Source organism: Dyadobacter sp. CY343 (genome assembly GCF_021390335.1).
Lineage (GTDB): Bacteria > Bacteroidota > Bacteroidia > Cytophagales > Spirosomataceae > Dyadobacter.
In genome coordinates, this window is record NZ_JAJUXK010000002.1 from 113,958 (window position 1) to 137,657 (window position 23,700).

The following is a 23,700-nucleotide window of genomic DNA, read 5'->3' on the forward strand; positions in this document are numbered from 1 at the left end:
CTGCCTATGAGGGATGCAGGTATTTTAGAAGCTGTACCAGGCGGCGCGGAGTTTCAACTATTAGTTTGACAAGTATGCTGCAATACTAGCACTTTAGAGGACCATTAATTTTACGATCTAACCGCTGACGAGCCAGCGGCTGGTTTGGTTTATTGACCGGTGTGAAGAGCTAAGTTTTTCTTTTCAGAAAACTTATTAAACGGTTCGTGACAATGAAGTTTTACTTGTTAAATAGGGACTCTACTAACCTCCCTGTTATGGCAGCTGACATTTTAAATACCCAATTACTTAAACTCTACCAGAAGTATACCGACTCCATCTACGCCGAAACCTGGGAAAATAATGTCTCTGCGCCGCTGCTAATGCATGTTTTCGACGAATACTGCGCGATGGAGAATAAGATTCTCTTCGTGGGACAGGAGACGCATAGCTGGGGGCAAATGAACCTGAAACCAAGCCCGGCTGACCTGCTTAAAAAGTACCGTGAATTCAATCTCGGTAAGTCTGCGGATTATGGAGACAAGAAGCCGCCACGCTACTTGCGTAGTCCGTTCTGGAATTTTAATCGGAATGTCTTTTATCAGGGAAATTGGAAAAACAGTGAAGTGACCAACAAAACAAATGGTTTTCTCTGGACCAATATCTCGAAGTTCGATTGCAACAGTACCACGCCGTCAGAAGATTTGCAAAACCGTAACGTAGCAGGCTTCGAATTGTTGAAAGCGGAAATTGCCATCTTAAAACCTGATGTGGTAGTATTCCTCACAGGTTCCAAATATGATTATCGCATTAATAACGTGTTCAATCCCGTACGCGAAACCATTTTGCCCGACGGCTATTTGTATCAGCTTTCCACCGCCGACGGTTCGCTTCCGCCACGCACTTTCCAAACCAAACATCCCAGAACATTGCTAGGCTCCCGCCGGAATAAAATGGAGAATCGATATAAGGAAATTGTGGAGAAGGTTGTTGCGTGTGCGTTTTAGTGATTGATTAACAAGAATCGGGAATATTAATTAGTCGTCGAAAGTACGTCCTCTTGCTTCTGCTTCTTCAATTAAACTAATAACTATTGCTCTTACCTTAGTGTCGGGTACCTGCTGGTTCTCCAATGCCATACTTCCGCTCACTGATTCGGTGATCATGAAGGTGACGTAAGCTTTTTGACGAATTTTGGCGTATTGTTCGAAGAGCTTCATGATAACATATTTCTTTGAAGTAAGTTGTTCTTAACCTTTTAAACTCGATTCAACCAGGTTGATGCCGAGGTAAAATGTCAGTTTCTATGAGAAATTTAAGATGGCTGTCGAGTTTACTTTTAATGTACTTAAGTACCTATATTACTAAAAGCCAAATAAATATTTTAATGAAGACTTTGTTTTAGAATGATACTTCAACAAAAATCCCTCGAAAAATTAAGGAATTTGATAAACGAAGAAACGGAATACCGGTCTGGTCCTAAATTGGTGAGTTTCTTTAACGAGCTCGGATTCAAAGACGTATATGAGCAAGGGTTCCCTTCAAGATGGGTATATACAGATGAAAAGTTAGCTAAAATCAACGGAACGCCTGAACTTGACAAATGTATAAAGAGGATATTGATGCCAGTCAATTTTATAGGCAGATTTGGGGAATTGGATAAGCTAATAAATGATTTTAATCAATATTTGGCGTTTGACAATTGGAAGGTCATTCGAAAAGAAAAAGACATCCTCTTTATTAAAGCTGATAAAATTGATTTTGATGCTGATGTAAAAGAGGAAGATTTTTTAAGTAAGGAATTCCATGACGTGTCCATAGACAAACTGGAATTAGATGCAGTAGTTTCCGATATATTGAAGTCTAGAATTGACCAGATAAAGAGGTGTATATCGGTAAAAGCTCCACTAGCGGCTATATTCTTATCGGGAAGTGTTCTAGAAGGAATTTTACTGGGAATGGCAACTAAAAATCCGAAGGATTACAATCAAGCGAAGACATCTCCAAGGGACAAAGAAGGAAAGACGAAGATGTTTCATCAATGGACATTATCCAATTTTATTGATGTATCACACGAACTGGGTTATATTAAAGATGATGTAAGAAAGTTTAGTCATGCTCGCAGGGATTTTAGAAATTATATTCACCCTTATGAACAGATGAGTTCGAGATTCAATCCCGACGAACATACAGCTGAAATTTGTTGGCAGGTGCTCAAAGCTGCAATTTCTCAATTAGCCAAAACTAGTATTGTTATCGATGATTAAACAATATTCTGAATTGAAATTGTCAAGGGTTTATCTTGTTTAATGTCAATACCTTGGATATCATTGATAATAAGTTCTAGATGTTCAGATTATTAGGTTCTTAACTGCCGAGGGCAAATATTTAATCACGGGCGATTGTAGTCAAAGATTGCTCCGATATCTTCAATTGATGTAGAAATGCTATTTTCGACCGTTAAAAAATTCCCCCTCCCTCAATTTGCATCCCACCAATTTTCTCCCGAATATTCGCATTCCCAATAAATGCGCGTAAAATGAAAAATGTTAGAAGTATTGCCCTGTTATGGTGTGGATCAGGCGAAAGCCCCAAGGCGCTTACGCGAGCGCGGGACACCTAAGACAGGGCATTTTATTTTTTTTCCATCCCAATAAATACGTGTTATGTACAACAAACCAAACTCCCCAGAGTCTGCGGACTCGACGTGTATGGCCTACGGTCAAATGGTCAATGAATTGCTGAGTGCCAGCTCGGCCGACACATGGTGCGAACATCTCTGGGCAATGTATGGAGGTTACGTCCTCGCTCAGAAGGAGCTGGGTTACGGCGCCGACGCTCCTAATGTTTTCTGGTCGTTTCGCGATTTGCTGTTTTTCTTTCAGGAGTTGAAGGGCAATCAAGAATGATTGAATGATTGAATGATTGAATGATTGAATTTGCGTTCACGGTAGCAAGTTCTTGAGAAATGTACTCACGTTCCTTTATTACTTTATTTTAGATCAAACACATTGTTAAAAATGCGAAAACTGGTTCTTTACATTGCTTCCAGCGTCGACGGGTACATTGCTGCTCCCGGCGATGACCTGGGATTTTTGGCGAAAGTGGAAAAAGAAGGGGAGGATTATGGATATGCGGATTTCATTGCGGAGGTCGATACGGTGATCGTCGGCCGCCGGACTTACGATTGGGTAATGCAGCACGTTCCTGAGTTCAGCCACTCGGACAAGGAATCGTATATCATCACCAGAACGCCGCAGGAAAGCGTTGGTAACACCCATTTTTATACCGGCGACATCGGCGAGCTGGTACAGGCATTCAAAGCGAAAGAAGGCGGCACGATCTTCTGCGACGGCGGCGCCGAAGTAGTACACCAGCTCCTGACACGCAGCCTGATTGACGAATTTGTGATTTCAATTATTCCCACATTCGTCGGTGACGGTACCCGGCTTTTCAAAGACGGTCGGCCCGGCGGGGATCTGCAATTGGTTGATGTGAAGAGTTTCGATACCGGGTTGGTGCAGTTGTGTTACAGGAGGGCAGGGAGGTAAGCGGCAGATGTGTTAAAGAAATTGGATATATTTGGTATAAACGATAATAGCCGAAATGAGCAGGAAAATAGCAATGGTGAAGAGTCAGTCAGAAATGACCAAAGTCGGACAGGCGAGTGACGACCTGGCTTATTGGCTGAGCCGTCCGGTACAGGAGCGATTGGCGGCAGTAACGTTTTTAGTAAATCAGAACCTGGCACCATCTCAGCGAATGGACAAGAACGCGGTTTTCAGGAAAATGATGAAGTAATGGTACTAGAACCCGATTTTGAAGATTTTATAGCGCTTCTTAACAAACACGAGGTTGAGTATCTTGTTGTGGGAGGCTACGCAATGGCGTTTCACGGCAGACCGCGTTACACTGGTGATCTTGACATTTGGATCAATGTTTCCGAATCAAATGCGCAGAAGATGCTGGTTGTTTTGGCTGAATTCGGATTTTCTTCACTGATGTTTAGTAAGGAAGATTTTTTAAAAGAAAACATCATTAATCAGATTGGTTATCCGCCACTTAGAATAGATATTTTGACGTCTGTCGACGGAATCACCTTTGCGGAAGCTTATTCAAATCGCAAATCGCTTGAAATGGGAGCGCTTGAAGTCGCTTTTATCGGGTTAAATCAACTGATTGCAAATAAAAAGGCCAGTAACAGGCCGCAGGATATTGTTGACATTGAATCTTTAAAGAAGATTGATTAGTTGCCAAACCCCTCACTGCTCCCGAAACGAAATCTCCACCCGCCGGTTTTTGCTCTTATTTTCCTCTCTATCATTCTCAGCAACGGGCAAATACGAACCTTTCCATTCAACCCGGATCTGGCCCGGGCGCACTCCGTTTGTTTTCATATAATGTTGCACAACCCGGGCGCGGTATTCTGAGAGGATCAGGTTTAGGCTTTGCTTGCCGACATTATCGGTGTGGCCAGTAACACGGGCAATCAGGTTATGCCGGCGGACCAATACTGCGCATACAGAATCCAGAACAAGGCGGCTGTCTTTCCTGAGGTGGTAACTGCTTTGGTCGAAATATAAAGTCCTCGGCGTCAGCATTTGAAGCGCAACCTGGCTGTTTGTTTTAGCGTTTTCATAACGTACAAACAAGAAGTTAAAACCTTCATTGAGCACTACCTTTTCCTTCGAAAGGCTATTTTCAACCTCCTTTTCGGTTTTGTCAAAAATCCCTGTATAAAGTGTGTAAGCACCAGGAAGAACGTAGTTCGTGGTTATGGTCCGGTGTTTTGGCGAACTTACGATAGGTCTGTTCTCCTGCACTTTACGTGTGGTTTCGTCCATTAACACTATTGACATTGTTTCGGTATCAGGCGCGTCAACTTGCACGAACAATTGACTTTTTGGGAAAATAGTTTCGTCTTCCTTAATGGAAGGATCCAGCCCGTTTTTCAACATTGGTACCTTTATTTCAAATGTACCTTTTGCTCGATTTTTCCCGATTCTGTTTACTCCAATGTTTCTTGTTTCAAATCCAGCCAACTCAAAAGTCAGTTGCCGGGCTGAGTCGGGTAGCTCGAATGCAAACTTTCCCAATTGGTCTACATTAATTTTCTGCTTGCTTGTACTGAAAACTACTGTGATATTGCATTTCTCATTGGTCTGGTCAGCGACATTGTAACAGTTGCCAGAGACGCGGAGTGAGTCAGAAGTAAATGCGAGAAACGACAGGATGAGTGCGGTGAGCATAGCCGGTTGACGATGAGTTTAGAACTTTATGGAAAAGGAAAGAACGGGTAGCTGCTACTTGAAAGCGCTGCAAATCAGTATGATAATTTACATTGATATAATAAGCATAACATGTTAGAAACCATCAAAGAGAGCATCTGGCAGCAATTTGGAGCAAGTTTAAATACATTGGGAAATGCAATTGAGCGTTGTCCGGCGGATTTGTGGGAGAGTAAAAAACGATTTTTCTACATCGGATACCACGCATTGATCCTTGCAGATTATTACCTGACAATTCCCGCGCCGGAAGAATTTCACTCGGTACTTCCATTTTCTTTTACCGAACCAGACGAGATTCCTGACGGTGTAGTGGGAGATATGGTGCCCGATAAACATTATACGCAAGCTGAAATGCTGACTTATGTTGAGGGAGTCCGTGCCAAGCTGAGGGAAGTAGTTTTTGGGCTGACGGAAGAGAAAGTAAGTGAGCGCTGGGTTGAGCCGAGTGGCGATATGAATTATTCGGTTTTGGAGATTTTGCTTTATAATTTACGACACGTGCAGCATCATGCCGCGCAGCTGAATCTGCTTTTGAGGCAAGAGCGGAACTTGCGGTCGGAGTGGGTTTTTCGGGTTGATGAGTAAGGTAGAGTTATTAAAAAGTCGTTTTACATAAATACATTTACTGCAATTAAAAGTTAGCATCAAATGCCAACCCTCGCCAACTACTCCCTCGCCATCATGCCCGACGCTACAATCCTGCAAGATGTAGCGGAAATGAAGCAGCAGCTCAAAACTACAACTGGGAAAAGTTACGGCAGCGCGAATGCGGAGGGGCATATTTCTTTGGATGGGTTTGAAGCCAGTGAAGAGGATTATCCTTACGTTCTGGCAGAGTACCGCCGCATTGTGTCTGAGCTCGATCCTTTTGAGATTGTCTTTTCCGGTTTCGACGATTTCGACCGGGGCAACTTTTCTGCTTTTTACATTAAATTAACGAAAGATTCTTCTGAGGAAATCCGTGAGCGGACTGCCGTTATAATGAAGGCTTTTGACAAAAAAATCAAGAAGCAATATATGCGAAAATGGGCGGATGAATCTAAAAACCCGCATATGTCCATTGGAAGGCGGCTGTCTCGCGAGTGGATTGCATTGGCGCGTTCGATCTTTACCAACTATGAAGCGCGCTTCCATTGCAATTCATTTGCGATCAGGAAGTATAATGACAAACGCCGTCAGTATGATGTTGTAGATGTGCTTCCCTTCCTGGGTGCTCCCGCGGTACAGCTGGATTTGTTCAATCCATAAAACTCATCACCCCACTTTCAACCATCCCGTAATACTCAGCCTGGCAGTATTGGTGACCAGCACTTCGTGTTCCAGTTCGCTGCTTTTGAAGAAGATACTTTTTCCGCTAACAGGTGAGATATCCTGCTCACGGTCAGCGTGATGGATCCGCAGCTCGCCGCCATTTCCTTCCTGCCAGTCGGCATTCAGATAGGTGATCATTGAATATTGCCGGCTCGGATTGTTGCGGAACTGATCTAAGTGTTTTTTGTAAAAGCTCCCCGCAGGGTACATTGCGTAATGGAATTCGTAACCAGTGATTCCGGTGTAGCAAGTACTGTTCAAATGCAGCACAAATTGATCAATCAGATCAAAAAACTCGTTTTCAACAGGATCATTATGCTTCCGGTCGAGCCAGTAGATCATGTCGCTCCGGTACAGTTTATCATGGAGAATGATCTTTTCGTTGCCGGTACCAGCCGACTGAAAATGGCCTTGTGAATGCAATGCAGCGAGCTTTTCTCTTAGCTGGTTGGCGAGTGTTGCATTCAGGAAATTTTCCGCTATCCCCACTTTATTATCGATGTAGCTGTCGATAAGTGTATCAAATGCAGTTTGCAAAAAGTGAAGATTAGAAGTAAGTCCAATAGCAGGATTAAGTGAAGATAATACTATTATTTGTTTTTTTTGAAACAGTTGTCGGTGCAAAATCGCTGCATTTCGTCTTGTACTTGTAAATCCTTTTGCATGTATTTCCCGACTGCGGCGCCTGTTAATGCCATTACCGATGATGCTGCGCTTTGGCTCGCCTTTCGCACCGGCGACAATAAGGCCCTCGGCACTCTGGCTGAGCGCTATTTTGTTACTTTAAAAAGGTACGGGCTCAAATTTATGGTTGACGAAACCATTGTTGACGATTGCATTCAGGACCTCTTTCTCGAACTCTGGCAAAACCGTCACAAGATCAACCAGACTCCCTCAGTTAAATTTTATCTGCTCAAATCGCTCAGAAACAGCATAATAGGGCACTTACGTTATCAGCAGCGATTTGCAAGCGAAGAACCGTCCCAGTGGGATACCGGCATGCCCGATCATTTCAATGCAGAATCGCTCCTTATTGAGCAGGAAACGCTAGACGGTTTGATCACCCAGGTAAATTCACAAATGGCGACACTGCCAAAACGCGAGCGCGAAGCACTTTATCTGCGTTATTTTGAAAACCTCAGTGTAATTGAGATCGCAGAAGTAATGGGTGTGAACAGGCAGTCCGTTTCTAATTTTCTCCAAAAGGCGCTCGCCCGCATCCGCGACCGGTGGCTGGTCACGATGGTACTAAACTTATTCTTTTTTTAAATATTTTTTCAATTCCGAGGGTATATCGTTCACGGCTGTTCATAATATCATAGAAATCATTTGAATAGTCAAGAATAGTCATGCCTGAACAACCCTTCGGATCCGTCGAGGATTTTTTGCAGGACCTTCGTTTCCAGCAATGGGCACGCGGCGAAGCTCCCGGCGACAAACGCTATTGGCAGGCGTTTCTGAACTCCAACCCGGATAAAGTTCACCTTTATGAAGAGGCTATTGCATTGATTCTCATCATGCAGGGTAATGATTTGCAGCCCGTAAGTTCATCCAGGAAAATCAGGCAAATACAGGATGCCATTGCGGACGAAGTAACTGAAAAACACATTCTACCAGTCTGGCAGTGGTTACGATGGGGGTTAGCCGCAATGCTGGTCGTCGCAATCGGTTTTTGGTGGAGTTATAAAACAACGAACAAAACCGGGGAGATAGCCGCCAAAGAAAAATTCTTTCCTGCATTGGAAAAGTCGGTTACGCGGCGTAATGAACGCAACCAGGCAATGCTTGTGAACCTGCCCGACGGATCATCAGTATTACTTTCAAAAGAAAGCAGCGTGCGGTACAACCAGCAGATGAACGGAAAGAAAAGGGTTGTTTACCTGACCGGCGAAGGCTTTTTCGAAGTGGTTAAAGATGCAAACCGACCATTTTTCGTGTATGCAGACAAAGTGGTTACAAAAGTGTTAGGTACCAGTTTCACCGTAAAATCGTATCCTGATAGTGCTGAGGCGATCGTTTCAGTTAAAACCGGCAAGGTATCTGTTTCTGCCTCGGCCCAGAATGCCGGCAGCCACACATCACTTACCTTGCTCCCCAATCAGCAGGTGAATCTGTTGGTTGAAAATCAAAAATTGACCACGACTATCACGGAGGTGGTTAAACCTTCTGAAATGACACCTGTGCAGAAAGAACCGTTTGAATTCGAATTCACGCCGGTGGCCGAGGCATTTAAAATACTGGAAGCCAATTATGCAGTCAAAATTCATTTCGATGAAGTGAAAATGCGTGACTGTACGCTCACAGCCTCACTGAAAGACGAACCGTTTCTGGAAAAGATCAGGCTGATCTGCCTGGCAACGGAATCCAGTTTTCAGGTGCTCGAAGATCAGATAATCATTTCCGGAAACGGGTGTCAGACTCCTTAATTCTCTAAAATTCCCTTTAAATAATAACCCTAAACCAAACGCTATGAAAAGAAAGTGTAAGTAACAATCGCCTGATCCTTAATAATTTAAACTCTATGAAAAAATCTTTGCAAATGAAATCTTACAAACCTTTATTAAAAAGGAAAATCCGCGGCCAGCTGTTCCTTCCGGGCTTACTGCTGCTGTTGCTCGCGAAACTGAGTGGGGCAAATGCCGCCGGCGTGCAGGAAATGCTCAACCAGCGGATCAGTATTTCGGTGTCCAATGAGAAAATCGAAACAGTGGTTTCCAGACTGGAACAATCTGCCAAAGTGCGCTTTTTATACAGCCGCGAAATCATTCAGTCGAAGCGCAAAGTGAGCTTTACAGCTTCTGAGCAGCCACTTTCGAAGGTACTCGACGGGATTTTAGAGCCGCTTAATCTCAAATATGAGGTAGCAGGCGACAAGATCATATTGAAACGCCAGCCGGCTGCTCAGGAGGCGGAAGTGCAGCCTGCTTCCTCGGTCACTACCAATACGACAGCGACTGCGGATATTTCGGTTTCAGGGAAAATCACCGATGATACCGGCAGCCCGCTTCCCGGCGTGAGTATTCTCATTAAAGGAACCTCAAAAGGCGCAACGACCAATTCCGACGGTAGCTATAATGTGGAAGTGGTGAGTGGCGACGCGGTGCTGGTGATCAGTTTTGTTGGTTATGTGAGCCAGGAAATCCAGGTTGGTACCCGCAGTGTGATAGATGTGCAGCTGCTGGTTGACGACAAGGCGCTGGAAGAAGTTGTAGTGGTAGGTTATGGTGTTCAAAAGAAAGCCAACCTAACCGGCGCAGTTTCTACTATTGATTCAAAAGCGATTGAAAACCGCCCTTCCAGTAACCTTTCGACAGGTTTGCAGGGTGTAACGCCAGGTTTGATCATTACCCGCCAGACCGGCCAGCCAGGCCGTGAAAATATTGCTATTCAGATCCGTGGCGCTACTTCGGCCAATGGAAATGTGAACCCGCTGGTATTGCTCGACGGCGTAAGTGTACCGATCAGCACCATGCAAACCATGAACCCGAATGATGTAGAAAGTATCAGTGTTTTGAAAGATGCAGCCGCCGCAGCGATCTACGGCGCACAGGCTGCGGGTGGGGTTATTTTAATTACTACCAAAAAAGGAAAAGCCGGAAAAGTGGTATTCGATTACACCGGCCAGCAAGGTATCGACTGGTCGACCAACGTGCCGGACAGAATGTCGCTGCTGGACGAAGCTTTGTTCTCCAATCAGGCGCGTATCAACTCAGGTTCAAGTCCTGAATATACAGACGAAGAAGTCCAGCGCATTCGTGACGGGGTACCCTATGTGATCAATCCGGCGGATACTTCTTCCTATTTGTATTACAACCAAAGACCGATCGCCGACGAGCTTTTGCGCAAAACTACTTCCATGAGCACGCATAATATCACGGCGCGCGGCGGAACGGATAAGCTCAACTTTTTGATTTCGGGAGGTTACTACAACAAGCAGGGCGTTTTTAAAGTGGGTCCTGACAGTTATGATCGCTATAATGCACGTATCAACCTCGGTGCCGAATTGACAAGACATTTGACGCTCGACAGCCGATTGTCTTACACGCATGAATACACCAACAGTTCGTATGCGGATGCCAATGGAGGCGGATTGATTTATCAGGTGTACAGGTTCCGTACCAGAAACCCTGCATTCACGCCGGAAGGTCGCTACAACACTTCAAACAGTACCTACGCACAGCTTGCCGAAGGTGGTTACAATCGCTACAAACGCAATTTCTTTGACGGTGTATTCACTTTAACGGCGGCTAATTTCGTAAAAGGTTTGCAGCTGCGCGCGGTGGCTGGTACGCAGTACAGACGTGGTGATCGTCAGCGCTTTAACCGCACCGTTCCATTGTGGAGCAAGTCAAAAGTGGCGAGTTATGTGAACCAGATCAATTCTTACAATATTGATAATGAGCTTACTAAAAACCTGAACTTGCAGCTTTTGGCCAATTACGATTTCAAGATTGGTGAAAAACATAATATCGCACTGTTTGCAGGTTATCAATGGGAGGAGTTCCGTGAGGATTTTCTGTTCTCAGGAGCTACTAACCTGGTAAGCAACGATTTGCCTACTTTGAATTTGGGTGATGACAAGACCAAAACCAATAGCCAGATCATCAGAACCAATGCATTCCAGTCGGTATTTGGCAGGTTCAATTACAATTATGCAAACAAATACCTGTTTGAAGCTACGGTGAGGTTGGATGAAAGTTCGAAGCTGGCGCCGGGATTGAGAAAGAAATTTTTCCCGTCGGCTTCCGTGGGCTGGAATGTGCACCAGGAAGACTGGTTTGCCAATACACTTCCTTTCTTCTCCGAGTTCAAGCTGCGCGGATCGTGGGGTCGCCTCGGTGGCGCTTTGGGTGACGCAATTGGAAACTACGATTATTTGAGCCAGCTGAGCCGGGCAAATGGTCTGGTTTTAGGGGATTCAAGAACTTCTTACATTTTCCAGGGTTCAATTCCTTCTGCTAATTTGTCGTGGGAAACGATTGAAACTACGAATGGTGGTCTGGATTTAGGTTTGTTCCAGAACAGACTGCAATTCAACGGAGATTATTACGTGAAATTTAACCGTAATATGCTTACCGCTCAGCAGTTACCAGCTACGATCGGTATTGGAACACCCCGGAAAAACAATGGCGAGCTGAAATCGTGGGGTTGGGAAACGGAGCTGAGATACCGCGATAAAATCGGTAAGGATTTCACTTACTCGGTCGCTATCAATTTTTCAGACAATAATAACAAGTTGATCAGCTTCTCAGGCAGAAATATCGTAGGTACCGGTACCAACGGACTCATCGAAGGTTATGCGATGAACACGGTTTGGGGTTACAAAACTTCGGGCTACTTCACCTCGCCGGATGAAGTGAAGAACTGGGCATTCCAGGATAACCGCGCCGGGGTTGGTGATGTTAAATACAATGACCTGGACGGTGACAAGCGAATTACAGTAGGAAAAGGAACTGTTGAAAATCACGGTGACCTCGTGTTGCTGGGTACCACTGCGCCGCGTTACCTGTTTGGATTTACATTGGGCGCAGGTTGGAAAGGTTTCGATTTTACAGCATTCTTCCAGGGTGTGGGTAAAAGAAGTTACCGCTCCACGGCAGAATCGATCGCGCCGCTTTTGGTTACCTGGAAGCAGGCAATGGGCATTCACAGCGATTACTGGACACCAGAAAATCAGGACGCGCTTTTCCCAAGACCTTACACCGGAGCTACGCACAATTACCTGGCATCGGACAAATGGACGCTGGACGCAAGCTATATCAGGCTGAAAAATATCCAGCTCGGCTACACGATTCCTTTGCGCATTACCGAAAAAGTGAAAGTGTCGAGAGCGCGTGTGTTCTTCTCAGGACAGGATATTCTGACGCTTTCAGGAATGGGTAAATTCCAGGGCTTCTTCGATCCTGAAACGCGCGACGGTGTAGAAAATGACTATCCGTTCTTCGCGACGGCCTCATTTGGTCTGAACGTTTCGTTTTAATCTTTGACCAACCGCATTAACATGATAACAATGAAAATTACATTTAAACAAACGCTGCTAAGCCTGTCGCTGGTCACTTGCATGACAGCCTGCGACGTGAACCGTTTGCCGGAAACGAATATAAGCGACATGACTTTCTGGACGTCGGAATCGGACATCAAAGCAGCTAACAATTACCTATATACGTTCCTGCCTGGTTTCAGTAATGAAGAGGTTTGGTCCGATGACGCATTCGGTCTTGCTTCTAATTCGATCAGTGATGGTTCTCGGCTGGCTCCTGCTACCGCGGCGGATTATAACTCGCCTTACAACCTGATCCGCGCTGCGAATAATATCCTTGAAAAAGCGCCGCGTGCGGCTGTGGCGCCGGCTGTACTTAACCGGTACCTGGCCGAAGCATACTTTTTCCGTGCCTGGGGCTATTTCTCGCTGGTTCAGAAATACGGAAGTGTTCCTTTGATCCTGAAAACGTTGGAAGAAGGCAGTCCTGAGCTGACAGAAGCGGCTGCACCCAGAGAAACGGTTGTGGATCAGATCTATATGGACCTCGATTTTGCAGTGATGAACCTGCCGACGATCACTACATTAGGTGCCGCAGATTACGGACGTATTTCGCGGACAGCTGCGCAGGCATTTAAAGCAAGGGTGGGGCTTTTCGAAGGTACTTATGCCAAATATCATGCAAAAGGCGATGCTACCAAGCATTTAAATATCGCGGCTGTCAGCAGCAAGGAAGTGATTGATAGTAAGGAGCATACATTGTTCGGAATCTATTTTGATTTGTTTCAGATGGCGGGCGAGGGAAGGCAGAACAAGGAAAATATCATTGTAAAGCAATATGGCGTTTCGTCCACTGAGCGCGTGGTGACGCACGCTTACTACCGCAGTTCGCTGGAAAACGGGAACATCAATCCAACCAAAAGTCTGGCTGACTCATACCTGATGAAAGACGGTTTGCCGCTTTCGAAGTCGCCACTCTGGTCTGTGCCGGATTCTTCTCACAAGGTATTCAAAAACAGGGACTTGCGTATGAGCGCTACGTTTATGAAAAGAGGCGACGCAATGATGACCACCAAGCCGATTTTTGATATTGCCAACCTGGTATTCAATAAAACGGGCTATATGTTCCGCAAGTTTGCGAATGTAAATGACTGGAATACACAAGCTTCTGTTATCGATAGACCTTTGCTACGTTATGCCGAGGTGTTGCTGACTTATGCAGAAGCTACTTATGAACTGAAAGGCGCGATCACAGATGCTGAGCTGGATATGTCGATCAATCTGCTGCGGGCGAGGGGAGAAGTAGCGAAACTGACAAATGCATTTGTTACTGCGAATGCATTGAATATGCGTGACGAGATCCGTCGTGAGCGCCGGGTTGAGCTGGCGCAGGAAGGTTTCCGTTACTGGGACCTGATCAGATGGAAAATTGCTGAAACGGAGCTGGTGAAGCCGGTTTTAGGTAATTTTTATTTCAAAAATGAATTCGCTGCTGCTACTGTGAACCTTGCTCCTGACAACGTTATCCTCGTGCAGGACGCCAGTTTCCGCAAATTCAATCCTGCCAAAGATTACCTCTGGCCGCTTCCAATCAACGAAATCGCATTGAATCCAGCATTGAAGCAGAACGCTGGTTGGTAGTATTGGTTTTAATCAGTTAATTAATAAAAGTCCCTGATCGGTGGTCAGGGACTTTTTTGTATGCTTTCACATATAATTTTGGCATTAAGTATACTGTTATATGTAAAAGCATATAATTTTTATATATTTACCAAAACTATATGTAATAGCATATAATGAGAGCATTATCCCAATTCGTAAAGGACAAGAGAAAAGAGGTAGGTCTGACTCAGGAAGATCTAGCTATCAAAGCTGGCGTTGCCTTAACTGTAATCCGCAAGATAGAACAGGGTAAGGAGAATCTGAATCTTGATAAAGTTAATCAGGTACTCCGAATGTTCGGTCACATCCTGGCGCCGGTGAATGCCAGGGAAATAAATTTAGACGGTAATGACCTATGAGAAGTGCTACTATCTATTATAAAGACGTTGTTGCAGGTATGCTGACAGAAACAGACGATGGCGAATATACCTTCGAATATGACGGCAGCTACATACAAAATTATCCAACGCAAATGATCACGGTCACAATGCCGGTAACAACCCGAAGGTATGTGGAGAACAGACTTTTTCCTTTTTTTGAAGGTCTTATTCCCGAAGGGTGGCTGCTTGAAATTGCGTCAAAAAATTGGAAAATAAACGCCAACGATCGAATGGGTTTGCTACTAGCTTGCTGTCAGAATTGCATTGGAGCTGTAAGTGTTCAACCTATATCTCAGGAAAATGACTAAAAGGTGCCTGTATTGTTATAATATTCTGGAAAACACGTCGGAAAGTGATTTTCATGAGCGTTGTTCCCTGGACTTTTTCGGATCAAAGACCCAGCCTGCATTAGCCTATTCATTAGATCAAATGACCGAGCTGGCTAAAAATGTTGTTGAAAGGAGCATTGCAGTACCAGGTGTTCAACCCAAATTATCCCTTTCACTGATTAGCGACGCAATGAAAAACGGTGGAGGTGGGCGATTGACAGTTGTGGGCGCTTTGGGCGGTAATTACATATTTAAGCCTCCCATGGAAAAATATCCTGAAATGCCCCAAAATGAACATGTGACAATGCGCATAGCCGAGGCATTTGGTATTAAAACTGTCAAATCCAGCTTAATAAGGCTGCAATCGGGAGAGTTGTCTTATATAACAAAGCGCATTGACCGGACTGAAAACGATGAGAAGATCCACATGCTCGATATGTTTCAGATTCTGGAAGCTTTCGATAAATACAAGAGTTCTATGGAAAGAGTAGGGAAGGCTTTGGCGACCTACTCGACGAATACCCTTCTTGATCAATTGTCTTTTTTTGAGCTGAGTGTTTTTAGTTTTCTTACCGGAAACAATGACATGCATCTCAAAAACTTCTCGATGCTCAACATTAAAGGTGACTGGGTTCTAGCGCCAGCATATGATTTGCTGAATGTGACAATCGTAAATCCAGAAGATACAGAGGAGCTGGCATTAACGCTGGAAGGCAAAAAGCGAAAGCTTAAACTCGAATATTTTGAAAGATTCGGAGTTGGACTGGGGTTAAATAAAAAGCAAATTGAGAATGTGTTCAGAAGGTTTTTGAAATATAAACCTGTCGCAATGGACTGGGTAGACAAATCCTTTTTGTCAGATAGCAATAAAGCTGCATATAAAAATGTGCTTGAAGAGAGATACGTCCGATTAAAAAGCGACTAGTTAATTGATCCAAACAAAATCCCTCTAATACAACTCCTGGCAACTCTCGCAGTAGTAACTTCGCCTCTTCGATTTTCCCAGGTATTCCTTGTGAAAAGGGATATTGCACCTTGGGCAAATCTTTTTCGTGTGGGCCAGCCAATGTTTTTTCAGGGTATTCTCTTTCTTCCAGTTCAAAAAGTCAAATGCGTAATTGCGCGTTTCATCGACTAGTTCCCGCAATTTCTTATCCGGTATCTGCCCCAGCTTGCTCATCGGGTGAATGCGGGTGCGGAACAGTACTTCATTTTTAATGATATTGCCGCTTCCCGAGAAGATATTCTGATCCAGCAAGGCGTCGCAGGCGAGCATTTTCGGGTTTTCGCCCAGCTTACCAAGCGCCAGGGAAGCGTCCCACTCTTCCGCCATAATATCCCCGCGCCAATCGTAAAGCTGGTCGGCAGGCTGGTCGAAAATTTGAATGGAACACGCGTAGAAATTCAGTTCATCCTTGTCAAAAAGCAAGGTCAGCCGGGGCGGCGTTTTCTTTTGTGCATTGATCAGGTAACTTCCAAAAAGCATAAAATGAATGCGTAGCGTAAAATCCGGAAAGCAGATCAGGAAATGTTTTCCCCATGACCTGAAATCTGTGACTTCCTGGTTGATAAGCCTGTCCAGGTCGATTTTGGTAGTTCCTTCGGCTTGCCGGATCACCTTTCCTTCGAGGTGAAGCGGCTCGATCGCTTCTTTTAATATTACAATTGACGGGCCTTCTGGCATGGCATGCTTATTATACGTTTACAGGTGGCATTCATTCTAAAAAAGCCGCGCCAGGCAACAGAGATTGCATTCAGCATTTTCACCACACCCAATTATATGAGTTTACTTTCCAAAAGCCAAAAAGACGACCAGCCCGGCATCTCGCCGGCCTGGATGAAGGCGCAGGATGCCTATCCGTTTTACATCAAAGCGCCACTGATCCTGATTGGTCTGTGCCTGGTTGTTTACATTCTTGCTCTTTTGCAGGATATCATCGTTCCATTCGCATTCGCCGGACTGATTTCAGTACTGCTCAATCCGGTTTATAACCGCCTTCAAAAATGGAATGTCAATAAAATACTTGCGATCGTGCTTACGATTTTGGCGGCATTTCTTGTAGTGGCCGGGATTATGTTTTTCCTGTCTTCGCAGATCGTCCAGTTCGGAGAAATGCTGCCGCAGCTTGAAAAGAAAACCATGACGCTACTGCATGAATTGCAAGCCTGGCTTTCTTCCACGTTCGGAATGTCGACCCAGAAGCAGATGAGCGTATTGAATGAGGCCGTGAACAGCAGCCGGACATATGTGGGCAAAACGCTGAATACGGTATTCGGGATACTCAGCTTTTTCGTACTGATACCGCTTTATATTTTCCTGCTGCTTTACTACAAACCTTTGATACTGAACTTTATATTCGAGGTATTTGATGAAGATAACTCTGCGCAGGTAGCCGAAATCCTGAAAGAAACGAAAGGTGCAGTGCAAAGCTATATTGTAGGGTTAATGATCGAAATGTCGATCGTAGCGGCGCTTAATTCCGCTGCGTTGCTGATCCTCGGCGTCCGTTATGCAGTGTTACTGGGTGTGATCGGGGCTATTTTGAATTTAATACCCTACATAGGAGGCGTGATCGCGATTGCGCTGCCGGTGTTGATGTCATTTATCACAAAGGACGGATTTACGACACCACTGTTGATATTCGGAGCCTATACATTGATCCAGTTTGCTGATAATAATATCATTGTGCCGCGTGTGGTTTCGTCCAAAGTTTCCGTCAATGCGCTGATTTCCATACTCATTGTATTGCTCGGCGGGACGCTGTGGGGAGTGAGCGGGATGTTCTTATCCATTCCGATCGTCGCCGTGTTGAAAATCATTTTCGACCGGGTTGACGGGCTGAAACCCTGGGGGAAATTGCTGGGAGATAAAATGCCGGAGGACGCGCCCGAGGAAGTCGTGGATCCAAGAGAAACCAAGCAGCGGGATAAGCCGCTGGTATAACAAAAACGCCGCCCGGTCAAACCAGGCGGCGTTTTTGTTTGGTTTTTTGTTTTGCTGATCAATAAGTCAGTTTCTGTATAGTACCAAGTGGCATGCTAAGCAGATAGAACTCGCGGTCGCCGGTACGTTTGATATCCGTTGGCATCATCAGGCCTCCGAGTAGCTCTTTCCCGTTTTCGTCGAGAACTGCGCCGGAAAAGGGAACAAAACCTTTATCGAAGTTTGCGAACCTGATTACCAGCGGCTTGTTATTGGCTGTCAATGTAATGTGAGTCAGCGTCGTAAATTTATCACTGTGAACACCCACCGTACCATTCATATCTACTGAAAAGATTTTCGCACTGCCTTTTACAAATGGGCCGCCGGAAAGTGTGCTGATCAAAAATTTGCTACCGTCGAATACAATACCTGTTGGCACTGCGTCCACGATCGGGCCGGTCCCTACCTCAGGCAGTGACGCAAAAAGGCTGATATCGCCTGTGCTGTTTTCGCGCTTGAAAACTGCATTGGCACCTGCGTCAACCATATAAATGTTATGGTCGGGGCCAACCGTCATATCGTAAAGATTGGAGTTGGTATCCTTGGTTGGCTTGATCTTTCTGATCAATTGTCCGTATTCATGAACGATCAGATCAGACATTTTTCTTTCAGAATCGCCTGTTTTGAATCCTGAAACGTCAGCGATAAATAATTTTCCTTCGATACCGTGCAGGATATACAGCTTAGCGTCATGGAACATTACGTGGCTGATTCCTTCCGCGCCGCCTTCGGGCCCCATCACAGAGGTGAAGCCGCTTACGAATGTTGTTTTAGTGCCGTCAGGCGAAATCATTACTACTGCGCCGTCATTTTTTCCGGTTCCTATTTCGGAAACCCAAAGGTTGCCGCGGTTGTCTTTCGCCATCCCGATAGGTGCGCGCAGGCCGGAGAATAAGTTGGATGCTGTCAGTTGCGTAGGTTCAGGAATGGGTACTTCGTGGTCGGTACAGGAAATTACAGCAGAAACCAGCAGGAATAAAGCGGCAATGGACGTCAGGAAGTGTTTTTTCATAATTGAAATGGTATGGTGGAAGATTGAGTTTGAGCCCATTTGGGCATTAACAAAAATATACAAATTGACAGCTGCCTCCTTTGTGTCCACCAGACAATCCGGTTCTATTCTTATTAAGCGGTAACGGAATCCGATTTTTTTGTACAATTGTGAATTAGAACGACATAGAGCCGATTTTACAGCAATAGCAATAACCAACAATAGTGATGACCCAAGATATCGTACAGCCGGTTCCCCAAGCTTATGCAGCCATTGATGAACAAACCAGAACAGCCGGTTTTTCAATGGCTTCCGACATTCATACCTGCTCACTTCTGAAAACGCTTGCCGCCTCCAAGCCCGGCGGTCACTTCCTCGAACTGGGGACCGGTACCGGACTTTCCACCGCGTGGATCCTCGACGGAATGGACGAAGGATCGACGCTGGTTTCTATTGATAATGATGCAGATTTTCTGAAAATCGCAGAGGATTTTCTGGGCAAGGACCCAAGGTTATCCCTGGTGCACACCGACGGAGCTGACTGGATCAATGAAAATCGTGGGGAAGTATTCGATTATATCTTCGCGGACACCTGGCACGGCAAATATCTGATGCTCGACGAAACGCTGACTATGTTGAAAACAGGCGGTTTTTACATCATCGACGATATGATGCCGCAACCAAACTGGCCGGAGGGGCACGATGATAAAGCCAAAAATCTGGTCGCTTATCTGGATAGCCGGAATGATCTCGCGCTGACTAAACAGGTTTGGGCGACTGGTATCATTCTAGCAGTTAAGATTAAATAGCGCCGGCCAGCTATATATTTTCTTCGTAACGTAAGAGTATAACAGGGTATTCAAATGGTTTAATTTTAAATAATTAGAAGATTATATTTTAATTATTGAAGATGAGGCTATTTATCACTAACCCTTAAATCTTACGTTTATGTGTCAAAATCATGGAGTTGCCTACATCAAACCGGGCGAAGTAGAGGTTCAGGAAATTGAATACCCCAAGCTTGCCATCGGTGACCGCAAATGCGAGCACGGTGTGATTCTTAAAATTGTCTCCACCAACATCTGCGGCAGTGACCAGCATATGGTGAGGGGGCGTACTACTGCGCCGGCCGGCCTGGTTTTAGGTCACGAGATTACAGGCATTGTTGTCGAGGCAGGGCGTGATGTAGAATTTATCAAACAAGGCGATCTAGTCTCAGTACCATTTAATATCGCGTGTGGCCGCTGTCGGAATTGTAAGGAAGGCAGGACAGGTATTTGCTTGAATGTGAATCCGGCACGTCCGGGCGCTGCTTATGGATATGTAGATATGGGAGGCTGGGTAGGCGGCCAGGCGGAGTACGTGATGGTACCTTATGCTGATTTCAATTTGCTCAAATTCCCCGACAAGGATCAGGGAATGTCCTATATCAGGGATCTTACATTACTATCTGATATTTTCCCGACAGGTTTTCACGGCGCTGTAACAGCGGGAGTGGGGCCGGGTTCTATCGTATATGTAGCCGGAGCCGGACCTGTGGGGCTTGCCTGTGCTGCCTCCTGCCATTTGCTCGGCGCAGCCGTGGTGATCGTAGGAGATATGATTCAGGAAAGACTTGATCAGGCCAAAAGTTTTGGCTGCGAGGTAATCGATCTTTCCAAAGACACGCCGCTGGAACAGGCGATTGAAGAGATAGTTGGAGTTCCAGAAGTGGATTGTTTCGTCGATTGCGTTGGTTTCGAAGCCAGAGGCCACGGTGCGGATTCAGGAGAAGAACGCCCGGCGACAGTTTTGAATACTGCAATGGCCGTAACCCGCGCAGGTGGAGCGATCGGTATTCCCGGACTTTACGTGACCGGCGATCCCGGCGCGAAAGACAAGGCGGCGCAGGAAGGAAGTCTGAGTATTAGAATCGGTTTAGGCTGGGCTAAATCTCACTCGTTTTACACAGGTCAGTGCCCGGTTATGAAATACCACCGCCAGCTGATGAATGCGATTTTATTTGATAAGATTAAAATTGCGAAAGCAGTGAATGTGGAGGTGATCACGTTACAGGATGCCCCACGTGGCTACCGCGATTTCGACAAAGGCGCAGCCAAAAAGTTCGTCATCGATCCGCATGGAATGATAGCGTAGGGTGGTTTTTTCTTAAAAAACCCTAAATCCCTGAAGGGACTTTTTGCAGCTCGCAGAAGTCCCTTTAGGGATTTAGGGTATTTGGCACATTGCCCCAACCCCTAAAGGGGCTTTTTTTTAGAAACCCCAGAAGTCCCTTTAGGGATTTAGGGTTTTCCAGCACAATTACTCCGATTTCAGCGACTTCGCCGGGTTCATCAATGCAGCTTTTATCGCCTGCGAGCTGACAGTGGCGAATGCGATAAACAGCGCCAGCAGCCCTGAGACGACGAACATCCACCATTCAATATCCACTTTGTAGGCGAAATCGTTAAGCCACTCCCTCACTCCAAACCAGGCAATCGGTGAGCCGATCAGGATTGCGATGGCGACCAGTTTCAGAAATTCTTTAGACAGCAATTGAACAATACCCGCCACGGTCGCTCCCAGTACTTTTCTTACGCCAATCTCTTTTGTACGCTGCGCAATGGTGTAGGATGAAAGTCCGAAGATGCCGAGGGTGGCGATGGCGACTGCCATTAATGAAAAGAAGCTGGAAATCTGCCCGAAGATCTTGTCGTCTTTGTATTGTTCATCAAAATGCTCGTCCATGAAAAAGTACTCAAAATCATTTCCCGGGAAAAAACTGAGGTACTTGTCTTTCACTAACTGTATCGTTCTTTCCATGTCCGGGCCGGCTACTTTAATAGAATAAAATCCACCCATCGTATAGAAAGGCGCAAAGTATATCGGTTCGATCGCGTGTTTAAGAGATTGCTGGTGAAAATCGCTGACTACGCCGACGATCTCCCATTCTTTTCCCTGCATTAAAAACTTCTTACCCGCAGCCTCCTCAGCATCTTTAAAGCCCAGCAATTGGGCAGCTGAAAGATTTAAAATCACATTTTTCACCTTCCTTCCATCCGGATTCGAATCCGTCGGAAGAAAGTCACGACCGGCGAGCATTTTGATCTGATAAGTTTCGAAAAAATCAAGATCGACCGGCATTCTGCTGAATGTTACGCCCTTCTCATCATTAGAACCCACCTTTTTTATATTGAAAGACCTCGAGAGCCGGTTTCCAAACAAATTTCCTGACGAGCTCGCAGCTTTGACCTGCGGGTAGCGTTTCAATTCCGCTTTGAAGCTGTTGATGCGGTCGATCGAAGTGGAGTCCCAGCGCGACAGTTCCGGCCCGCGCAAAACCAGCATCTGTTCCATGTTGAAACCCAGATTTTCTGTTCGCATGAAACGGAGCTGCTTGAAGACAATCAATGTACCTACGATCAAAACGACGGAAGCTGTATATTGAAAAACAACAAGCGACTGCCGCACCCAGATACCTTTTGCCGATCTTTTAAAAGAACCTTTCAACACACTGATCGCTTCAAATGAAGACAAAGTGAATGCAGGATAAAACCCTGACAGGAAAATTCCAAGCAGGAAAACAACGACCAGCACAATCGACATTGTCCAGCCCCCATAGCCTTGGCCGGTGAGTAGTGAAAATGATAAGGGTTTTTCAATCAGTTTATTCAGCACCGGCTGGCATAGCTGGGCCAGGATAATTGACAGCGCCAGCGCAGCGACATTCAACAAAATCGATTCAGAAAGAAATTGCCAGGTAAGTTGTCGGGACGTAGCGCCGGCCACTTTTCTTACACCTACCTCCCTGGCGCGTTCCAGCGAGCGGGCAGTCGACAGATTAATGTAATTGATCCAGGCAATAATGAGGATGAATGCGGCAATGATCAGCATTGTCCACACAGCTTTTCCGTTATTCGTTTTCCCGATCTCATATTCGTAGTCCGAATACAAGTGCGCTCTTGTAAGTGGCTGTAAATGAAAAGTTTCAATGCTGCCCGAAACACTGGCTCCCTTGAAATATCGCTGGCTGAATGCTGGAAATTTCTTTTCGAGGGCGGCTGCATCTGCTCCCGGCTTCAATTGAATATAATGCCACATATCTGATCCGTCCCAGCTTGTTTTCACCCACGGTCCCCAGGTTCGCACCAGCGTTTCATAAGACATCAGAATACCATATTGCAAATGCGAAGCGGCGGGCAAATCCTTCATAATACCAGTAATCTGGTAAGGCTCGGTGTCCAGATCGAGAACCAGCGTTTTGCCGATCAGATCCGGGTAATCCTTCGGCGATGCATTGAATACGCGCTTTGCATTCGTTTCAGACAGGATAATAGAGTAGGGTGCTTTCAACGCACTTTTTAAATCTCCTGCAACGAGCGGAAATGTGAATAGAGAGAGGAAATTTTCATCCGCATACAATCCTTTTTCCTGGTATATCTTCCTGTCTTTCTGTAATTTGAATGTACCGGGGTTAGAAACGGTCGTGAATGCATCTACTTCATTGAAATCCTTCACCATCGTCGGTCCGATCGTAGGATAGGTGATAGTGCCGTGCTGGATCAGTTTACCTTGTTGAAAACGGTCGTTAGTTACGCGGTAAATCCGATCGGCATTTTGATGGAATCGGTCAAAACTCAGCTCGAAGCTCACATATTGCAGGATCAGCAGACAGGCGGTAATCCCCGTTACGAGGCCGGTGAGGTTGACAAATGAATAGGCTTTGCGCTTCCACAAATTGCGCAACGCTATCTTGAAGTAATTTTTTATCATAAGAAGTTAAGGAGCAAAAGGGATATTCAAAGCCTTTCAATAATT

At 45.5% G+C, this 23,700-nt stretch carries 24 protein-coding genes; 18 read left to right on the top strand and 6 right to left on the bottom strand.

Translation table 11 applies throughout. The annotated features are described in order from the left end of the window. Window positions 1–257: 257 nt before the first annotated feature. The gene (locus LZG94_RS07005; protein WP_233791213.1) at window positions 258–986 is read left to right on the top strand and encodes a uracil-DNA glycosylase family protein; all 729 of its coding nucleotides are present in this window, start codon (window positions 258–260) and stop codon (window positions 984–986) included. Window positions 987–1,016: 30 nt separating this feature from the next. Here LZG94_RS07005 and LZG94_RS07010 read toward each other — a convergent pair whose 3' ends face one another. Beyond that, complete coding sequence (locus LZG94_RS07010) at window positions 1,017–1,199, bottom strand: hypothetical protein (RefSeq protein ID WP_233791214.1); 183 nt, start codon at window positions 1,197–1,199, stop codon at window positions 1,017–1,019. Between the two features lie 186 nt (window positions 1,200–1,385). On the opposite strand from LZG94_RS07010, the gene LZG94_RS07015 reads away from it, so the two are divergent. From LZG94_RS07015 to LZG94_RS07035, 5 genes are all read left to right on the top strand, one after another. Continuing rightward, a complete protein-coding gene (locus tag LZG94_RS07015) occupies window positions 1,386–2,246 on the top strand; it encodes a hypothetical protein (RefSeq protein WP_233791215.1) in 861 nt (286 codons plus the stop codon). A 444-nt stretch (window positions 2,247–2,690) separates the two neighbouring features. Continuing rightward, entirely contained in the window at window positions 2,691–2,888 is a 198-nt protein-coding gene (locus LZG94_RS07020) for a hypothetical protein (RefSeq protein WP_233791216.1), read from the top strand. Window positions 2,889–2,999: 111 nt separating this feature from the next. After that, window positions 3,000–3,530, top strand: coding sequence for a dihydrofolate reductase family protein (locus LZG94_RS07025; RefSeq protein WP_233791217.1), 531 nt, complete (start codon window positions 3,000–3,002; stop codon window positions 3,528–3,530). A 55-nt stretch (window positions 3,531–3,585) separates the two neighbouring features. After that, on the top strand, window positions 3,586–3,780 hold the full coding sequence (locus tag LZG94_RS07030; protein ID WP_233791218.1) for a hypothetical protein: 195 nt from the start codon (window positions 3,586–3,588) through the stop codon (window positions 3,778–3,780). Beyond that, on the top strand, window positions 3,780–4,229 hold the full coding sequence (locus LZG94_RS07035) for a DUF6036 family nucleotidyltransferase (RefSeq protein ID WP_233791219.1): 450 nt from the start codon (window positions 3,780–3,782) through the stop codon (window positions 4,227–4,229). The genes LZG94_RS07030 and LZG94_RS07035 overlap by 1 nt, the downstream gene beginning before the upstream one ends. Before the next feature lie 12 nt (window positions 4,230–4,241). Here LZG94_RS07035 and LZG94_RS07040 read toward each other — a convergent pair whose 3' ends face one another. Then, window positions 4,242–5,228 (bottom strand): OmpA family protein, encoded by a 987-nt coding sequence (locus tag LZG94_RS07040; RefSeq protein ID WP_233791220.1) that lies wholly within the window; start codon window positions 5,226–5,228, stop codon window positions 4,242–4,244. 111 nt (window positions 5,229–5,339) lie between these two features. On the opposite strand from LZG94_RS07040, the gene LZG94_RS07045 reads away from it, so the two are divergent. Next, window positions 5,340–5,852, top strand: a complete 513-nt coding sequence (locus LZG94_RS07045; protein ID WP_233791221.1) for a DinB family protein — start codon at window positions 5,340–5,342, stop codon at window positions 5,850–5,852. 63 nt (window positions 5,853–5,915) lie between these two features. Beyond that, window positions 5,916–6,515 (top strand): 2'-5' RNA ligase family protein, encoded by a 600-nt coding sequence (locus tag LZG94_RS07050; RefSeq protein ID WP_233791222.1) that lies wholly within the window; start codon window positions 5,916–5,918, stop codon window positions 6,513–6,515. Window positions 6,516–6,521: 6 nt separating this feature from the next. Here LZG94_RS07050 and LZG94_RS07055 read toward each other — a convergent pair whose 3' ends face one another. Then, window positions 6,522–7,115, bottom strand: coding sequence for a 2OG-Fe(II) oxygenase (locus LZG94_RS07055; RefSeq protein ID WP_233791223.1), 594 nt, complete (start codon window positions 7,113–7,115; stop codon window positions 6,522–6,524). A 126-nt stretch (window positions 7,116–7,241) separates the two neighbouring features. Here LZG94_RS07055 and LZG94_RS07060 point away from each other — a divergent pair, with 126 nt between their 5' ends. The 7 genes from LZG94_RS07060 to LZG94_RS07090 all read left to right on the top strand — a co-directional run bounded on the left by LZG94_RS07060 (window position 7,242) and on the right by LZG94_RS07090 (window position 15,854). Continuing rightward, window positions 7,242–7,847: an RNA polymerase sigma factor gene (locus tag LZG94_RS07060; protein ID WP_233791224.1), complete on the top strand. Its 606-nt coding sequence runs from the start codon at window positions 7,242–7,244 to the stop codon at window positions 7,845–7,847. Between the two features lie 80 nt (window positions 7,848–7,927). Then, window positions 7,928–9,004 (top strand): FecR family protein, encoded by a 1,077-nt coding sequence (locus tag LZG94_RS07065; RefSeq protein ID WP_233791225.1) that lies wholly within the window; start codon window positions 7,928–7,930, stop codon window positions 9,002–9,004. Window positions 9,005–9,099: 95 nt separating this feature from the next. Beyond that, on the top strand, window positions 9,100–12,558 hold the full coding sequence (locus tag LZG94_RS07070; protein WP_233791226.1) for a TonB-dependent receptor: 3,459 nt from the start codon (window positions 9,100–9,102) through the stop codon (window positions 12,556–12,558). 30 nt (window positions 12,559–12,588) lie between these two features. Further along, on the top strand, window positions 12,589–14,199 hold the full coding sequence (locus tag LZG94_RS07075) for a RagB/SusD family nutrient uptake outer membrane protein (RefSeq protein WP_233791227.1): 1,611 nt from the start codon (window positions 12,589–12,591) through the stop codon (window positions 14,197–14,199). A 155-nt stretch (window positions 14,200–14,354) separates the two neighbouring features. Then, entirely contained in the window at window positions 14,355–14,579 is a 225-nt protein-coding gene (locus LZG94_RS07080; RefSeq protein WP_215232737.1) for a helix-turn-helix transcriptional regulator, read from the top strand. Further along, window positions 14,576–14,908, top strand: coding sequence for a HipA N-terminal domain-containing protein (locus tag LZG94_RS07085; RefSeq protein WP_233791228.1), 333 nt, complete (start codon window positions 14,576–14,578; stop codon window positions 14,906–14,908). Before LZG94_RS07080 ends, LZG94_RS07085 begins: the two co-directional genes overlap by 4 nt. Beyond that, window positions 14,901–15,854 carry a HipA domain-containing protein gene (locus LZG94_RS07090; protein WP_233791229.1) on the top strand — a complete coding sequence of 318 codons (954 nt, stop codon included), beginning with the start codon at window positions 14,901–14,903 and terminating at the stop codon, window positions 15,852–15,854. Before LZG94_RS07085 ends, LZG94_RS07090 begins: the two co-directional genes overlap by 8 nt. 24 nt (window positions 15,855–15,878) lie before the next feature. On the opposite strand, the gene LZG94_RS07095 is transcribed toward LZG94_RS07090, so the two are convergent. Further along, window positions 15,879–16,613, bottom strand: a complete 735-nt coding sequence (locus LZG94_RS07095; RefSeq protein ID WP_233791230.1) for a DNA-formamidopyrimidine glycosylase family protein — start codon at window positions 16,611–16,613, stop codon at window positions 15,879–15,881. A 24-nt stretch (window positions 16,614–16,637) separates the two neighbouring features. On the opposite strand from LZG94_RS07095, the gene LZG94_RS07100 reads away from it, so the two are divergent. Then, window positions 16,638–17,873, top strand: coding sequence for an AI-2E family transporter (locus LZG94_RS07100; RefSeq protein ID WP_233791231.1), 1,236 nt, complete (start codon window positions 16,638–16,640; stop codon window positions 17,871–17,873). Window positions 17,874–17,931: 58 nt separating this feature from the next. Here the strand turns inward: LZG94_RS07100 and LZG94_RS07105 are convergent, their stop codons facing one another. Then, complete coding sequence (locus tag LZG94_RS07105) at window positions 17,932–18,924, bottom strand: ScyD/ScyE family protein (protein ID WP_233791232.1); 993 nt, start codon at window positions 18,922–18,924, stop codon at window positions 17,932–17,934. Between the two features lie 206 nt (window positions 18,925–19,130). Here LZG94_RS07105 and LZG94_RS07110 point away from each other — a divergent pair, with 206 nt between their 5' ends. Together LZG94_RS07110 and fdhA are read left to right on the top strand one after the other, a co-directional pair. Then, entirely contained in the window at window positions 19,131–19,712 is a 582-nt protein-coding gene (locus LZG94_RS07110; RefSeq protein WP_233791233.1) for an O-methyltransferase, read from the top strand. Window positions 19,713–19,851: 139 nt separating this feature from the next. Then, complete coding sequence (gene fdhA, locus LZG94_RS07115) at window positions 19,852–21,039, top strand: formaldehyde dehydrogenase, glutathione-independent (protein ID WP_233791234.1); 1,188 nt, start codon at window positions 19,852–19,854, stop codon at window positions 21,037–21,039. Window positions 21,040–21,204: 165 nt separating this feature from the next. On the opposite strand, the gene LZG94_RS07120 is transcribed toward fdhA, so the two are convergent. Continuing rightward, entirely contained in the window at window positions 21,205–23,655 is a 2,451-nt protein-coding gene (locus LZG94_RS07120) for an ABC transporter permease (protein WP_233791235.1), read from the bottom strand. Between the last annotated feature and the right edge of the window lie 45 nt (window positions 23,656–23,700).

Coding starts and splice junctions, on each gene's coding strand:
- LZG94_RS07005 (WP_233791213.1), top strand. CDS start 258: ATGGCAGCTGACATTTTAAATACCCAATTACTTAAACTCTACCAGAAG.
- LZG94_RS07010 (WP_233791214.1), bottom strand. CDS start 1,199: ATGAAGCTCTTCGAACAATACGCCAAAATTCGTCAAAAAGCTTACGTC.
- LZG94_RS07015 (WP_233791215.1), top strand. CDS start 1,386: ATGATACTTCAACAAAAATCCCTCGAAAAATTAAGGAATTTGATAAAC.
- LZG94_RS07020 (WP_233791216.1), top strand. CDS start 2,691: ATGGCCTACGGTCAAATGGTCAATGAATTGCTGAGTGCCAGCTCGGCC.
- LZG94_RS07025 (WP_233791217.1), top strand. CDS start 3,000: ATGCGAAAACTGGTTCTTTACATTGCTTCCAGCGTCGACGGGTACATT.
- LZG94_RS07030 (WP_233791218.1), top strand. CDS start 3,586: ATGAGCAGGAAAATAGCAATGGTGAAGAGTCAGTCAGAAATGACCAAA.
- LZG94_RS07035 (WP_233791219.1), top strand. CDS start 3,780: ATGGTACTAGAACCCGATTTTGAAGATTTTATAGCGCTTCTTAACAAA.
- LZG94_RS07040 (WP_233791220.1), bottom strand. CDS start 5,228: ATGCTCACCGCACTCATCCTGTCGTTTCTCGCATTTACTTCTGACTCA.
- LZG94_RS07045 (WP_233791221.1), top strand. CDS start 5,340: ATGTTAGAAACCATCAAAGAGAGCATCTGGCAGCAATTTGGAGCAAGT.
- LZG94_RS07050 (WP_233791222.1), top strand. CDS start 5,916: ATGCCAACCCTCGCCAACTACTCCCTCGCCATCATGCCCGACGCTACA.
- LZG94_RS07060 (WP_233791224.1), top strand. CDS start 7,242: ATGTATTTCCCGACTGCGGCGCCTGTTAATGCCATTACCGATGATGCT.
- LZG94_RS07065 (WP_233791225.1), top strand. CDS start 7,928: ATGCCTGAACAACCCTTCGGATCCGTCGAGGATTTTTTGCAGGACCTT.
- LZG94_RS07070 (WP_233791226.1), top strand. CDS start 9,100: ATGAAAAAATCTTTGCAAATGAAATCTTACAAACCTTTATTAAAAAGG.
- LZG94_RS07075 (WP_233791227.1), top strand. CDS start 12,589: ATGAAAATTACATTTAAACAAACGCTGCTAAGCCTGTCGCTGGTCACT.
- LZG94_RS07080 (WP_215232737.1), top strand. CDS start 14,355: ATGAGAGCATTATCCCAATTCGTAAAGGACAAGAGAAAAGAGGTAGGT.
- LZG94_RS07085 (WP_233791228.1), top strand. CDS start 14,576: ATGAGAAGTGCTACTATCTATTATAAAGACGTTGTTGCAGGTATGCTG.
- LZG94_RS07090 (WP_233791229.1), top strand. CDS start 14,901: ATGACTAAAAGGTGCCTGTATTGTTATAATATTCTGGAAAACACGTCG.
- LZG94_RS07095 (WP_233791230.1), bottom strand. CDS start 16,613: ATGCCAGAAGGCCCGTCAATTGTAATATTAAAAGAAGCGATCGAGCCG.
- LZG94_RS07105 (WP_233791232.1), bottom strand. CDS start 18,924: ATGAAAAAACACTTCCTGACGTCCATTGCCGCTTTATTCCTGCTGGTT.
- LZG94_RS07110 (WP_233791233.1), top strand. CDS start 19,131: ATGACCCAAGATATCGTACAGCCGGTTCCCCAAGCTTATGCAGCCATT.
- fdhA (WP_233791234.1), top strand. CDS start 19,852: ATGTGTCAAAATCATGGAGTTGCCTACATCAAACCGGGCGAAGTAGAG.
- LZG94_RS07120 (WP_233791235.1), bottom strand. CDS start 23,655: ATGATAAAAAATTACTTCAAGATAGCGTTGCGCAATTTGTGGAAGCGC.